The sequence below is a fragment of the Paenibacillus sp. FSL L8-0158 genome, assembly GCF_038592965.1.
GTDB classification, from domain to species: domain Bacteria; phylum Bacillota; class Bacilli; order Paenibacillales; family Paenibacillaceae; genus Paenibacillus; species Paenibacillus polymyxa_D.
Map to the genome: position 1 here is coordinate 3,891,091 of NZ_CP151949.1, position 13,507 is coordinate 3,904,597.

Genomic DNA, 13,507 nt, shown 5'->3' on the forward strand with positions numbered 1-13,507 from the left:
CCTGTTAAATAGAGACTTTTGTGTGAAATGCGATTTTATCAACCCTTGATTAATGCGTATATGCGGCGACATTGCCAGGATCAACAGCTTCGTGCAGAGCAGCGTTCAATCCAGTAGCAATGATGTTCGCAATATCTTCAATAAATTCATCAATTTCTTTAGGAGTTACAATCAGATCATGTCCCAGCGGTTGCAGGACCTCTCTCACCAGCCCAAGTCTCTCAGGTTCTGAAATATCGTCTAGCATCCCCAGGATTGCTTTTGTAGAAGCCTTTTCTTTGGTAAAATGTGTTTTCATCAGTTCAATTACGTTATTGACAATGGTCGAAGCGTAGCATACCGTTGGAACGCCGATAGCGATACACGGAACACCCATAATATCCTTGGTGATACCGCGCCGCTTGTTGCCAATACCTGAACCCGGATGTATCCCGATATCGGCCACCTGAATGGTCGTATTGACACGCTCCAGTGAACGTGACGCCAGTGCGTCAATGGCAATAATCAGTTCTGGCTTTGTGCGATCCACGATGCCTTGAACGATTTCACTGGACTCGATCCCCGTAATACCCAGGACGCCCGGCGCAATTGCGCTCACATCCCGATAGCCCGGGTTGATTTGATCAGGTGTCAGTTCAAAAAATTGACGAGTCACCATCAAATTCTCAACGACAAGCGGACCCAGTGAATCGGGAGTGACGTTCCAGTTTCCCAGACCTACCACCAGTACCTTTGCCGTATTAGAAATCCCTATTTTTTGTATAAAATGCTCCATTTCTTTTGCAAATGCAATAGCTACACGTTGCTGGAGCCCTGTGTCACCTTCACGCAAGCCGGGTACTTCCAGCGTGACGTAATGCCCTTGTACCCGCCCAATACGGTTGGCTCCTTCTTCATTCAGTACATCCAGCCGTGTGATTTTGATTCCGTCATCTTCCTCCACGTTCTCACTGATGCCCGCCAGAGGTACAGGCTGATCCCGTTCGGCCAATTCTCTTGCCTCTAATGCCAAATCCGTGCGTACCGCGTACTTCTGCAAATCCAGATCCATCTTTTAAGCCTCCTTGGATGCCATCTTTGACTATAGTGTGCGAGACACCCAACAGGTTTATGCACATCCATTTTCATCCTGTAATTCGCATCGTCTCATAATGTTTTCTTATTGCAATTTGAGGTGTGGCATGCTAAAATATTTTAAGTTGTGAAACGTTTGTGTTCATAAGTAATGCCTTTACAGGAGGTGAATGTAATGCCAAACATCAAATCCGCTATCAAACGCGTTAAAACTAGCGACAAACGCCGTGCGTTGAACGCTTCCCAAAAATCTGCGCTTCGTACAGCAGTAAAAGCTGCCGATACAGCGTTGGTAGGTAACGAAGCTGAAACTGCTGCTGCTGCTTTCAAAGTAGCTTCCCAAAAGCTGGACAAGGCTGTAACTAAAGGCCTGATCCACAAAAATGCAGCTGCTCGCAAGAAATCTCGCTTGGCGAAAAAACTTAACGCTCTTACAGCTCAAGCGTAAGCAAGAGCTACTTTCATACGTTAATGAAAAAAACCTGACCAGCCTTGGCTGATCAGGTTTTTTTAGTTTATAACTTTTATTAATAGAGTCAGCTTTCCACGCTACATTAGCTGACTCTATAACAGCACATGGACGGAATTAGATTGAAGCCCCCGCACCCATTTTCATCAAAAATAGTTCCAGTCCCAGTACCTTGTCAACGACACCTGTCTTCATATGATAATCCAGCTCGCCCAATTCGTAGAGAAGCTGACGCAGCTGCTCAGGACGGAACCTCCGCGCTTGGTCCCCTGCAACTTTCACCCCATAAGGATGCAAACTAAGCTGACTGGCAATTTGTTGCTGGGAATAGCTTTGACCTGCCAGCTCTTTGACTTGCAACATAATGCGGAACTGTCGCGTGATCAAAGCGGCAATCTTGATCGGTTCCTCTTTTTGCTTAAGCAACTCATAAAAAATACTGAGCGCCTTATCCAGCCGCAAATTAGCCAGATCCTCAACCATCGCAAATACGTTTTGCTCTGTGTTACGAGGCACCAGGGATTCTATATCAGCCGATGAGATCGTTCCCTGTGCTCCTGCGTACAAGCAGAGCTTGTCTATCTCGGCAGCCAAAGATTGTAGCCCGGTTCCTGTGAATTGAATGAGGCTTTCAGCAGCTCCTGCAGCCAATTGCACTTCTCTTTCTCCTGCACGCTTATGGATCCAAGCCACAAGATCATCTCCCCCCATTGGAGCAAAGGCAATAACCGAAGCATCACTTTTTAGCTTTTTGACAATCTTTTTCCGTTCATCCAACTTTTCAGCCTGAACCGTAAAAACAATGACGCTATAGTCAGTCGGGTTATCCATATAAGTCAACAGCGTCTCAAGCCGGTGCTCTATCTTACCGCTATCTTTGCCTGCTGCAAATACACTGGTATCCCGTACAATAATCAGCTTCTTTGGAACCAGAAAAGGCGCTGTTTCCGCCTCCTCCACAACCACCTCAATTGGCGTTTCGGTTAAATCATAAGGAATGATGGCGAAGTCACGATGCTCCTCTTCCACCACTTTCTCTTTAAGCATCTCAACAAACTGCTTCATTTGGTATTTTTCACTACCGTATAGCAAATACACTGGCGAAATGTCGCCTTTGCGAATAGCCTTAGAGGCTGTTTTTACATCCATTTTCCGTTCCCCCCACCCAATGATCGTACCCGACATCCGAGCGGAAGGCAAGTCATGACACAAACGAAGGGACCCTACCTATAGGCAGGATCCCTTCACCACCATCTATATCAACACGGCAGCAGAAAGCTCTAGAAACTTTCGGCCGTCGGGATACGACGTCGGTTCATATAGTTTATTCCCTGTTTTTAAAAGTGTGTCAACTTACGGAAACTATTTTCCAGTGCTGCGCGGAACGGTGTACGTATATTTACTTGCAGTCCCATCCTGCTCCGTCTCATACATAAAGGTCTGGCTGTCTTCTGACCAGCTTCCTTTGACCCAGGCACCTTTTAGAGTACGGACTTCCAGTGTTGTTCGGTCTACACCGTTATCGGAAAGCTTATACACTTTCAGCTTTTTGCCCTCAATAGCCACCGCATAGCTACCATCAGGCGAGTTGAGCTGATCTGTAGAGGCAGATTGGGCACTATAGCTGGAAGCATTATTGTTGTCCGGAGAGACCAGTGAATTAGATACAAAGCCTTCTTTACGAACCGGGTCTTGTGACACGGATGATTGCTGATCATTAGGAGCTGCATTGCTGCTATCCGTCCCCAAGGCATTGCCCGAATCCTTGGTGATGCTTCTGGAAGTCGTTTCTTTCGACGTTTCATTTGACGCAATTCGATCCTGTACCTTCAAATCCTGACTAAGCGACGAAGATGAATCATTCGTATTTGTGTTACCATTAATATCGTCCTGAGCGGTACCCGTACCCGCTAGGGGTGCTTTTTCCATTTTCGGTTTCAACTGTTCATCGGGAGCAATCGTGGATTGATCAGATTTTTCCTGGCTTAGCTGTTTGTCCTCAGATTTAGGAGCATCTCCAGCAGACGGATTTTCTTTTGTCATCTGACGATCCGTACGTAGCTGTCCCTGCCCTTCATCCTGACGAGAAGAATGTTCGGCTGGTGCAGACTTCGTCGAATCTTCCTCCCCAGCTCGCTGATCGTCACGTTTCCCAGCATCCCGCTTGGAAGAGTTATTTTCATCGTCTGCATTGGTTGCACCTTGTTTGCTCAGGCCAGGATCTTTATCCGCAGGTGGCTGAGATGCATCCGTTTCTTGCCCCTGCTCTGACGGCTTCTTTGTAGAATCCGAACCAATGGCTGCATCATGTCCTCCACTGCCATTGGCTGTACCTGGAAGAGTTTCCGTCTGATTCTGCGGATTCGTCACTTCGGGCGACTGGGTAGTAAGTATGCCTTCCGCATCCTGCACTGTTTTAGGCTCGAAGTTAAATACTACAATCCCCAGTACAACAGCAGCGGCAGCCACGCCCATAGCAGCACGCCCAGCCATTCGATTCCACCAAGGTATAGGCTGGGTACGTTGTCTAGGCACTGGTCCAGGCTCTACAGCCACAGGCTGCATTTCCTGAAGCGCACTTCCCTGCTCTTCACGTGCGCGGTCAATGGCATCAAGCTGAGGCATGATGGAATCCACCAGGCTGAACGCCGGGGAAACCGCAGGCAATTCCTCCAGCTCGCGAGAGAGTGTCTGAAGAATAAGAAATTTTTCCGCACAGTCCGGGCAAGTCGCAATATGGTTCATTAATTGGGACGTCTCTTCTTCGCCCAGCTCATGATCCACATAACGCTGCATCCAATCCATCACCTCTTCCCCACACTTCATCCTGATACACCACCTTTCTGATATTCCTGAAGTAGCCCTTGCAATTGCTGTCTTGCACGATACAAATATGACTTGACCGTATTTAGCGGCAAATCCAGAGAATCTGCAATCTCGTTATAGGAGAAATCCTGCAAATATCTTAGGACAATTACCGTCCGGTGGTGCTCCGGAAGCTGTTGTATAGCCTCACGAACATCCTGTGCCATGTAAGAGGTCAACACCTCGACCTCCACATTTTGGGGATCGTTGAATATCATGTCGTGCTCGTCAATGGAAACCGAGGGCTTCGTTCTTCTGAATTTGTCGATGCATATATTCGTTACAATGCGTTGGACCCAGGTTTTAAACTGCGCTTTTTCCTCATAAGAGTTAATTTTGGAATAGATCCGTATGAGGGCTTCTTGTGAAGCATCCATGGCGTCCTGCTCATTGTTTAGAATGTAATATGCCGTACGGTACACATGCTGTTCTATCTCTCTTAATAGGGTAATGAGAGCGTCGCGATCGCCCGATTGAGCGGCTCGAATGAGTCCCTGCTCTACCACAAAGGATCCCCCTCTCCCTGCAATATTACAGACGTATCCCTTTTACAAATTGTTGCAGGATAGACGTCTGACACTAATTTTATTTTTTCAACTAAAAAAATTATACCAAAAAGCCCAGAATCCCCAGCGTATCCTCCCTAAGAATAACAGAAAAAGGGAAGGTAGTCACCTTCCCCTAGCTCCTACTACATCTAAATGCTAGCCTATCGAGCTACAAGATCATATTGTTACTTCTTGAAAACCAAAAAATCCGATATGCGTTCTAATTGATAAGTCAGAGCAATCGGATCTTGAAAATAAAAATCGTCGATTGAGTATTGATATACTTTACCTGATTTAACGGCAGAAAGGTTCTTCCACACACTTTTAGATAAAATATCTTTTCCTTGGTCTGCTCCGTCACCTCTAATACCCAACATTAAATAAGAAGAGTAATTGTACCTTCATCACTTTCATATGTACGTGTGGCAGCTTCATCTCCAGTTGATGTGGTCTTGGCAGCAGTCGATTGACTGCTTTCCGTTCCAGTCTTACCCCCACTTGTAGCGCATGCGCTCAATACTATCATTAACGAAATGATGAACAAACAAGCTGAAGCTTTAAATTTTAAACAACTCACACCCCCCAGTTAATAATGATTCTCACTCTCATTAATCATATGATTCTATCAAAGCTTACAGCTACTGTCCATGCAGATTGGATTCAAAGCAAACAGCACACTCCTAAGAATGAGCACCTGTTTTAGTGTGTTGTTGTATTAGTATCTGTTTTGTACTGTTTGCGTTGGTACCGCACACTCAGTTTTCCTTGCTGTGTTCGAATCTGTATCTCTCCCATCGTATCGGTTCGATATATAGCAGAATCAACTGCCGACAAACGTTTCAATACCGCTTCATTCGGATGTCCGTAAGTATTGGTCGCACCGACCGAAATGACAGATACTCTCGGTCGCCAGTAGGATAACCACTCTTCCGAGGTAGAATACTTGCTGCCGTGATGTGCTATTTTCATGACATCTATAGCTTTCCTTGCCCCTCCCGTTGCTCCCTCATCTTTCAAACGGAATGAAGAAGGGGTTAATTCAGCAAGCAACAATGACTCTGCTGCATCATCCATATCTCCTGTGAACAAAAAGGAGGCTCCCTCCATCTCCAATATCATGGCAACAGAGTAATGATTTTGCTCCTTCATAACAGGCAACTGTTCAGATTCGTTATCCGGTAGCGTAAACGGATAGAGAAAGCGGATTTTCGTAGCCTGGTCTGGTTCCCATTCCATGCTATGATGTGCACCGTACAGCTTGATCTGCTTATCTAAAGCCGTGTTCAACAGCTTACGGAATGGAGCTTTATCTGTCAGGGTACCATTAAAAAACAAGGTAGATACGGGAATCTGGTCAAGCACAGCTTGTAGTCCTCCGGCATGATCATGATCTCCGTGTGTTAAAATGACAGCATCCAGTCGATGCACACCTCGTTGCTTTAGTAAGGGTACAAGCGTATCTTTACCTACCTCGTAGGGATCTGCACGCTTGCGCCAAGCATTTTTCCCTGTTGCAAAGTCCATTGTCCCCCCGCCGTCAACCAAGATATGTTTCCCGCCCGGCGTTGTAATTAAAATGCTGTCACCTTGGCCCACATCCAGATATTGAACCACCCCCATATTTCTCCCACCAGGAGATTGGTAACCCGTATACAATATCCCAAGCCAGGCAATAACACTTAGAGCCAGTGCCAAATGACGATAACCATTCCACTGTCGACGCGCAAATCTCCCTGCTCCCTCAGGTTTAGGAGCCGTATGCAATATAGCCGCCCACTCTGGAGAAGCTGCTAATCCTGTATAGATAGTTGATGAAATGGGAGTAGAGTCCAAGACGGTAATGTCGTTCGTTTGTCTGCGGGATGTCAGCCACGTTGTGAGCCAGTACAAAACACTGTACAAAGCTACGTAATACGCTATGACCCAAAGAATGGAGGAGGACGGCCAAATACTCACATAAGCATCATCCACATTCAGCCATTTTACTAGTAAAAAGGTCAAATCGTTCAATTGCTCTGCCGGCCACGCAAATATACGAGCCCCATCCCCCCACAAAAAGGCAATTCCCATCGCCACCGTACCCAATGGAAGCACGATATATGTAATAAGGGGTACTAGCACAAAATTGGCCGCAAATGATAGCAGCGAAAATTGATTAAAGTAGAATACCGTCATTGGAAACGAAACAAGCTGTGCCGTAATTGTAATCGCAACTTCACCGCCGATCAGGAAAGGCCATTTGGCGAAAAACGGCTTCATAAGCGGCATATAAATGAGCAACCCACCTGTCACCAAAAAGGAAAGCTGAAAGCTGACGCTAAGTAGATAATATGGATTCCAAATCAGCATGAGCAGCGCGGATATACTTAGAATATTAAGTCCGTCTTTGAGCAACCCTCGTCGGGCTGCAAACAAGCCGATCATCGCCATAATTCCTGCCCTCACAACAGAGGGAGAAGCACCTGTCAGCAGGACATATGCCGGAATGAGTATCATCACGACCATAAGAGATGTCTCGCGGCTAACTCGTAACAGCTTAAGTAAATATAATAGTGTAGCTGCATATACCGCCACATGCATGCCCGATATTGCTAAAATATGCGTTAAACCAAGCTGCGTAAACTCGTTATAGGTTGCTGGGTCCAACTCATCTGTAACCCCAAGTACCAGTCCTTTCATATATCCAGCGTGATGAAGCGATGTAAATGCCAATTCCATTCTCTGTCCTAGCTGCTCCCTAAGCTGATCATTCCATCTGAACAAAGTGTAGCGGTTCCATAGTGAAACTTCCTGCTTCTGTAACGAGGCTGCCCCATCGCCTTTGAAAAGCCAGTGGATTTCCTGTGTGTGCAGGTATTCACTGTAATCAAAGCCACCAAAGTTCCCCGCTTTTGCAGGAGCCTTTAAGGTGCCACGCAGTAGGATTGCATCTCCACGTTGCCATGCTGCCGCAAGTTGCTGTTCCTGCTTGGCAGCCAACTTGATATGAACAATGACCTGTTCAGAAATTGGTGCACGATTCTCGTCCTTGTTCGAATGATTTCCGAAGTGATTGATTGAAGTAACTCTCATCTCAAACTGTGTTCGATCACCATCTACCTGTACTTCAGAAGCGATAAACCCTGTTGCTTGAACAGGCATGTCTTCCACCATAGAAGACGATACATGAAGAGCATCGGGAATACTGCTAACATTATGCGTATCATGCCAAAACCAATGAAATCCACCCCCGCTGAATGCAAGCCAAAGTAATACCATATGCCGGATGGGGATTTTCATCAATAAAGCTATAAGCGGAAAGATCAGGGTAACCCCCGCCCAGAGCAACATAAGCATACGTCCAGAATACAGACATGCTCCCGCACTTCCTGTAATCCAGCAAACAGTAAGGGTCAATATAGGTCTAGTTAACACAAGCTTAGCTTGAATACGATCACCTTCCGGTAGCAAACATTGCTTTCTGTTCAAAAACACAAAACAAAAAGAACCTCTGACAAAATAGCATTCGTCAGAGGTTCTTCCTCGTTTACTTTTTAGTTCATAACATCCATCAGCGTTTCTTTTGGCGGATGATAGGTCTTCAGCATACGAAAAGCGATGCCCTTTTCCTCCATCATAGCACGAACCTTGTCGGCATCTTTGGGATAAGGTCGGTGGTATACAATCTCCACAATACCGCTGTTCGCCAACATATTGGCACACGTCCAGCACGGCTGATCGGTGACATATACTGAAGAGCCTTCACGATCAATTCGGTCAGTAAACAGCAGCAGGTTCTGCTCCGCATGAATAGTGCGAATACAACGCTGCTTTTTAACCATTTCCTCGTGCCCATCACGGTGAACGACCTCATACTCCTCTGAAATCATACAACCTGCCTCAGAACAGTCAGGCACCCCCGATGGTGCTCCATTATAGGCCGTCCCCAAGAGCTTTTTACCTTGTACAAGTACGGCTCCAACATGACGCCGCGCACAGCGTGAACGGGTGGATACCATATAAGCGATATCCATGAAGTAGGTGTCCCAGTCCTTGCGTACATCTGCACTCATTTCCATCTCTCCCGTATAAACAAGTTAAAACGTAAACCATATCCGCTACCGTCGTTCTCAGGGCATGTACATTGTGATTGTTATATAAGTTACAAGCTGACATACGGCTTCATTTTCGCCAACATTTTAGCTCCGATTCCCTTTACATGATCCAAATCATTCACACGTTTGAACGCCCCGTGCTGATTACGGTAGTTCAAAATAGCCTCGGCTTTTTTAGCCCCAACCCCTGGTAGCTCCATTAACTCGGCAGCAGTCGCCGTGTTGATGTTTACCTTCTTTTCGCCGGAAACGGGTGCAGTAACCGAATCACTTACCGTATTGGTCCTACTCGTCGTTACACCACTCGAACTGACAATACCTGTGTCTGAGCTCGGTTCCGCAACACCTGACTGCTTTACGGTACTCGAATTTCCCGCAATAGAGTTTCCGCTCACAGCAGCAGATACACCAGTTGATATCTGCACAGTATCACTTTTCACTTTGTCAGCGGCTTCGGCATTCCTACTGCGCTCAGCTTTGTCTGAAGGTTCTTTTACAGCAGGCTTTTCCTGGGCATAGTCACTGCTGCGCTGCGACTCATTTGGCTCTGAATCCATCGCCACAGCCTGCTCCACCTTATGGTTAAGTAAAGTCCACTCTTCTTGCGGCTCAGAACGCTGTCCTCCGGCAAATAAAATAAGCCCACTCCCGATTACAGCAAGCGTTATCGCTGTTCCTGTCCATACGCGTTTCATTTCCGTATCGTCCCCTACTCCACATGGATTTCGGGAAATTGTGAGCCGACTGAAAACACCGTCTCAATCAAACAGAGCAAGTCTGTCCAATTCCCGTTAAACCGGAGGGTGTAAACAACCCCCATACGGTCTCGCTGTGAGCATTTTTACAAAAAAGCGGTACGACCCCAGGCACGATCTAACATGCTCAGACATAAAATTCGTCATGTCGGCCAAGACCAGGTGCATACACTAAGAAGAATGACAGCACAGCGTCTATACCGCAAAGTATGAAAGGAGGACGTTGAACAATGAAAGTTGGATTTATCGGGACTGGCAGCATGGGAAGTCTGCTAATTGAGTCTTTTATTAATTCTAACGCACTCAAGCCGCAGCAAATATCAGCAAGTAATCGAACGCAATCCAAGGTAACCGAGCTAGCCCGTCGTTATCCAGGTTTGCATGCAGCCCAAAGCAACCGTGAAACGGCAGCGGAAAGCGATGTTCTGTTTGTCTGTGTGAAGCCGCTGGAATCAAAAGCCGTAACGGATGAAATACGCAACGTTATTACAGAAGAGCAAATCGTCGTATCTATCACAAGCCCGGTGCAGATTCGTATTTTGGAGCATGCACTGAAAGCCAAAGTGTCCAAAATTATCCCCAGTATCACCCACCAAGTGGGCAGCGGAGCCTCACTATGCATCCATGGAAGCCGGATTACAGAGGAGGACCGCTTCCTTCTGGAAGAGCTTATGTCCCACATCAGCAGGCCAATTCGGGTTAAAGAATCTCATACTCGGATCACATCGGATTTTTCGAGTTGCGGTCCTGCTTTCTTGGCCTTTTTTATGGACCAGTGGATTCAAGCCGCAGTTCAAGCTACAGGTATAGACCGTACGGAGCTATGTGCCCTGGCCGGTGAAATGATCATCGGCACTGGAAAGCTGCTCACGGAAGGCGGGATGACACCAGCCGAGTTACAGGCCAGAGTAGCGGTTCCCGGAGGTATTACCGCCGAAGCTCTCGCACTGTTGGACATCAGCCTGCACAGTGTCTTTCCCGAGCTGATACAGGCCACGCACAACAAGTATGAAGAGGACATGCAAAAGGTAGATGTCTCCTTCGGCTTAAAGCCGATTAACCGGCAACAATATTAACCAGCTTACCTGGAACAGCAATTACCTTGCGGATCGTTTTGCCGGCCAGTGCCTGCTGAACATTGTCCAACGACACAGCGAATGCTTCCATCGCTTTAGCATCAAGATCCTTGGCAATCGTTGCACGCTGCACAATTTTACCATTCACTTGCACAACAATTTCCACTTCGGCGTCCACCGTCCATGCTTCATCATAAGCAGGCCAAGCCGCGTAGGTAATGCTATCATTGTGCCCCAGCAACTGCCACAATTCCTCGGCCAGATGGGGTGCAAGCGGCGACAGCATTTGCACGAAGTTTTCCATTGCTGCACGCGGTAGAAGGTCTGCTTTGTATGCATCGTTGGTGAAGATCATCAGCTGGCTGATCGCTGTATTGAAGCGCAGTGCATCTAGATCTTCAGTTACTTTTTTCAGCGTTTTATGCCAAGTACGATTGAACTCATCGCTACCGCCGTCATTTGTAATTTTATCGTTCAGGCTACCATCCTCGGAAACAAACAGGCGCCATACGCGGGACAGAAAACGATGTGCTCCCTCTACCCCATTCTCATTCCATGGCTTGGTCGCTTCCAGCGGCCCCATAAACATCTCATAAATACGCAGCGTATCGGCGCCAAACGTATTGACAATATCGTCAGGATTAATAACATTACCGCGTGATTTACTCATTTTTTCATTGTTGTTGCCCAAGATCATACCCTGGTTGACCAGCTTATAAAATGGCTCTTTCGTTTCCACTACGCCGATATCATACAACACCTTATGCCAGAAACGGGCATACAACAAGTGAAGAACCGCATGTTCCGCTCCGCCAATATACAAATCAACAGGCATCCATTCACGTTGTTTCTCTTTGGATACAAGCTCTTTGTCATTTTTCGGATCAATAAAGCGCAGGTAATACCAGCAACTTCCTGCCCATTGCGGCATCGTATTTGTCTCGCGGCGTGCTTTCATACCTGTCTCAGGATCAATGGTTTCCACCCAATCTGTTGCGTTCGCCAGTGGGGATTCACCTGTACCTGAAGGCTTGATATTGTCCATCTCCGGTAGTACGAGCGGAAGTTGGTCCTCAGGAACCGTTTTGATCGTTCCATCCTCCAGATGAATTACCGGAATTGGCTCGCCCCAATAGCGTTGACGGCTAAACAGCCAGTCACGCAGACGATAGGTGACTTTGCCGTGTCCTTTGCCCTCGGCTTCCAGCCATTCAATCATCTTCGGAATCGCTTCCTCGTTGGTAAGTCCATTCAGCAGGCCTGAATTGACGTGCGGTCCATCCTCAGTATATGGCTCATTAGCCACATCTCCGCCTTGGACAACCTCAATGATATTCAATCCGAATTGCTTGGCAAATTCCCAGTCACGCATATCGTGAGCAGGTACGGCCATAATCGCTCCAGTTCCGTAACCTGCCAGTACATAGTCAGCAATCCAGATGGGCAGCTTTTCGCCGTTCACCGGGTTCACTGCATAAGCTCCTGTGAATACGCCTGTTTTATCCTTGGCCAGATCCGTACGCTCCAGATCGCTTTTACGAGCAGCTTGTTCACGGTACTGTTGTACAGCATCCTTTTGCTCAGGCGTAGTGATAATATCCACCAATTCCTGCTCTGGTGCCAGCACACAGTAGCTTGCGCCGAACAGTGTATCTGGGCGAGTTGTAAATACTGTGAGTTCCTCGTCATAGCCTTCAATTGGAAAACGAACCTCTGCCCCGGTAGACTTACCGATCCAGTTCCGTTGCATATCCTTAATACTCTCAGACCAATCCAATTCCTCCAGATCATCCAGCAGACGATCCGCGTATTCCGTAATTTTCAGCATCCATTGACGCATTGGTTTACGGACGACCGGATGACCGCCACGCTCACTCTTACCGTCAATAACTTCTTCATTCGCCAGCACCGTTCCCAGCGCTGGGCACCAGTTCACAGGTACTTCAGCTACATATGCAAGGCCGCGCTTGTACAGCTGGATGAAGATCCACTGCGTCCATTTGTAATAATCAGGATCCGTCGTGCTGATTTCACGATCCCAGTCGTAGGAGAAGCCGAGCGATTTGATTTGACGGCGGAAGTTATTTACGTTTTTCACCGTAATTTCGCGTGGGTGCTCCCCTGTATCCAGCGCATGCTGCTCCGCAGGCAGACCGAAGGCGTCCCAACCCATCGGATGCAGTACGTTGTAGCCGCGCATTCTTTTATAACGTGAAACAATATCCGTAGCTGTGTAGCCCTCCGGGTGGCCTACATGCAGGCCGGCTCCAGATGGGTACGGAAACATATCCAAAGCATAAAACTTCGGTTTGCCCGGCTCTTCCCCGGTGCGGAACGTCTTGTTCTCATCCCAATATTTCTGCCATTTTGGTTCAATACTTTGCGGTTGATAGCCGTGCTTCGGCTGTGTGTCTGTCATTGTCTTTTCCTCCTCAAACGGTATGCAACAAAAAAACCTCTGCATCCCGTAGCGTGTCAGCGCTAGGGACGAGAGGTTATATTCCCGTGGTACCACCCTAGTTAGCAGAAAGCGTTCTTCGCGTTCTACTCCCTTTGCACCTGATAACGGAGGTGATCCGATGCGGGTTAATAACAGGATACAAGCACCAGTATAGGGCGTTCCTGC

General features: G+C 47.3%; 11 protein-coding genes and 1 other annotated feature (1 of these 12 cut by a window edge). Of the genes, 2 read left to right on the forward strand and 9 right to left on the reverse strand.

From position 1 onward, the window contains the following. Window positions 1-49: 49 nt before the first annotated feature. Window positions 50-1,051, reverse strand: a complete 1,002-nt coding sequence (gpr, locus tag NSQ68_RS17105; protein WP_029515365.1) for a GPR endopeptidase — start codon at window positions 1,049-1,051, stop codon at window positions 50-52. A 198-nt stretch (window positions 1,052-1,249) separates the two neighbouring features. On the opposite strand from gpr, the gene rpsT reads away from it, so the two are divergent. Then, entirely contained in the window at window positions 1,250-1,522 is a 273-nt protein-coding gene (rpsT, locus tag NSQ68_RS17110; RefSeq protein WP_013311181.1) for a 30S ribosomal protein S20, read from the forward strand. A 138-nt stretch (window positions 1,523-1,660) separates the two neighbouring features. On the opposite strand, the gene holA is transcribed toward rpsT, so the two are convergent. The 7 genes from holA to NSQ68_RS17145 all read right to left on the reverse strand — a co-directional run bounded on the left by holA (window position 1,661) and on the right by NSQ68_RS17145 (window position 9,745). Continuing rightward, window positions 1,661-2,692, reverse strand: coding sequence for a DNA polymerase III subunit delta (holA, locus tag NSQ68_RS17115; RefSeq protein ID WP_029515366.1), 1,032 nt, complete (start codon window positions 2,690-2,692; stop codon window positions 1,661-1,663). 213 nt (window positions 2,693-2,905) lie between these two features. Next, complete coding sequence (locus tag NSQ68_RS17120) at window positions 2,906-4,369, reverse strand: anti-sigma factor (protein WP_342426614.1); 1,464 nt, start codon at window positions 4,367-4,369, stop codon at window positions 2,906-2,908. Then, the gene (locus NSQ68_RS17125) at window positions 4,366-4,914 is read right to left on the reverse strand and encodes a sigma-70 family RNA polymerase sigma factor (RefSeq protein WP_013311184.1); all 549 of its coding nucleotides are present in this window, start codon (window positions 4,912-4,914) and stop codon (window positions 4,366-4,368) included. Before NSQ68_RS17125 ends, NSQ68_RS17120 begins: the two co-directional genes overlap by 4 nt. Window positions 4,915-5,655: 741 nt before the next feature. Beyond that, window positions 5,656-8,229 (reverse strand): ComEC/Rec2 family competence protein, encoded by a 2,574-nt coding sequence (locus NSQ68_RS17130; RefSeq protein WP_342429127.1) that lies wholly within the window; start codon window positions 8,227-8,229, stop codon window positions 5,656-5,658. Next, entirely contained in the window at window positions 8,159-8,311 is a 153-nt protein-coding gene (locus tag NSQ68_RS17135; protein ID WP_342429168.1) for a hypothetical protein, read from the reverse strand. The genes NSQ68_RS17130 and NSQ68_RS17135 overlap by 71 nt, the downstream gene beginning before the upstream one ends. Window positions 8,312-8,489: 178 nt before the next feature. Continuing rightward, window positions 8,490-9,008: a cytidine/deoxycytidylate deaminase family protein gene (locus NSQ68_RS17140; RefSeq protein ID WP_069010453.1), complete on the reverse strand. Its 519-nt coding sequence runs from the start codon at window positions 9,006-9,008 to the stop codon at window positions 8,490-8,492. 89 nt (window positions 9,009-9,097) lie between these two features. Next, window positions 9,098-9,745, reverse strand: a complete 648-nt coding sequence (locus NSQ68_RS17145; protein ID WP_342426615.1) for a helix-hairpin-helix domain-containing protein — start codon at window positions 9,743-9,745, stop codon at window positions 9,098-9,100. A gap of 290 nt (window positions 9,746-10,035) precedes the next feature. Here NSQ68_RS17145 and comER point away from each other — a divergent pair, with 290 nt between their 5' ends. Continuing rightward, window positions 10,036-10,881, forward strand: coding sequence for a late competence protein ComER (comER, locus tag NSQ68_RS17150; RefSeq protein WP_342426616.1), 846 nt, complete (start codon window positions 10,036-10,038; stop codon window positions 10,879-10,881). Here comER and leuS read toward each other — a convergent pair. Next, entirely contained in the window at window positions 10,862-13,300 is a 2,439-nt protein-coding gene (leuS, locus tag NSQ68_RS17155) for a leucine--tRNA ligase (protein ID WP_342426617.1), read from the reverse strand. The two genes, comER and leuS, sit on opposite strands and share 20 nt — an antisense overlap. A gap of 61 nt (window positions 13,301-13,361) precedes the next feature. After that, window positions 13,362-13,507, reverse strand: a binding site (T-box leader) (it continues 112 nt past the right edge of the window).

Excerpts from the sequence above, each read along its gene's own strand:
- NSQ68_RS17120 (WP_342426614.1), bottom strand. The coding sequence starts at position 4,369 with ATGAAGTGTGGGGAAGAGGTGATGGATTGGATGCAGCGTTATGTGGAT.
- NSQ68_RS17140 (WP_069010453.1), bottom strand. The coding sequence starts at position 9,008 with ATGAGTGCAGATGTACGCAAGGACTGGGACACCTACTTCATGGATATC.
- NSQ68_RS17145 (WP_342426615.1), bottom strand. The coding sequence starts at position 9,745 with ATGAAACGCGTATGGACAGGAACAGCGATAACGCTTGCTGTAATCGGG.
- rpsT (WP_013311181.1), top strand. The coding sequence starts at position 1,250 with ATGCCAAACATCAAATCCGCTATCAAACGCGTTAAAACTAGCGACAAA.
- holA (WP_029515366.1), bottom strand. The coding sequence starts at position 2,692 with ATGGATGTAAAAACAGCCTCTAAGGCTATTCGCAAAGGCGACATTTCG.
- NSQ68_RS17135 (WP_342429168.1), bottom strand. The coding sequence starts at position 8,311 with ATGTCTGTATTCTGGACGTATGCTTATGTTGCTCTGGGCGGGGGTTAC.
- leuS (WP_342426617.1), bottom strand. The coding sequence starts at position 13,300 with ATGACAGACACACAGCCGAAGCACGGCTATCAACCGCAAAGTATTGAA.
- comER (WP_342426616.1), top strand. The coding sequence starts at position 10,036 with ATGAAAGTTGGATTTATCGGGACTGGCAGCATGGGAAGTCTGCTAATT.
- gpr (WP_029515365.1), bottom strand. The coding sequence starts at position 1,051 with ATGGATCTGGATTTGCAGAAGTACGCGGTACGCACGGATTTGGCATTA.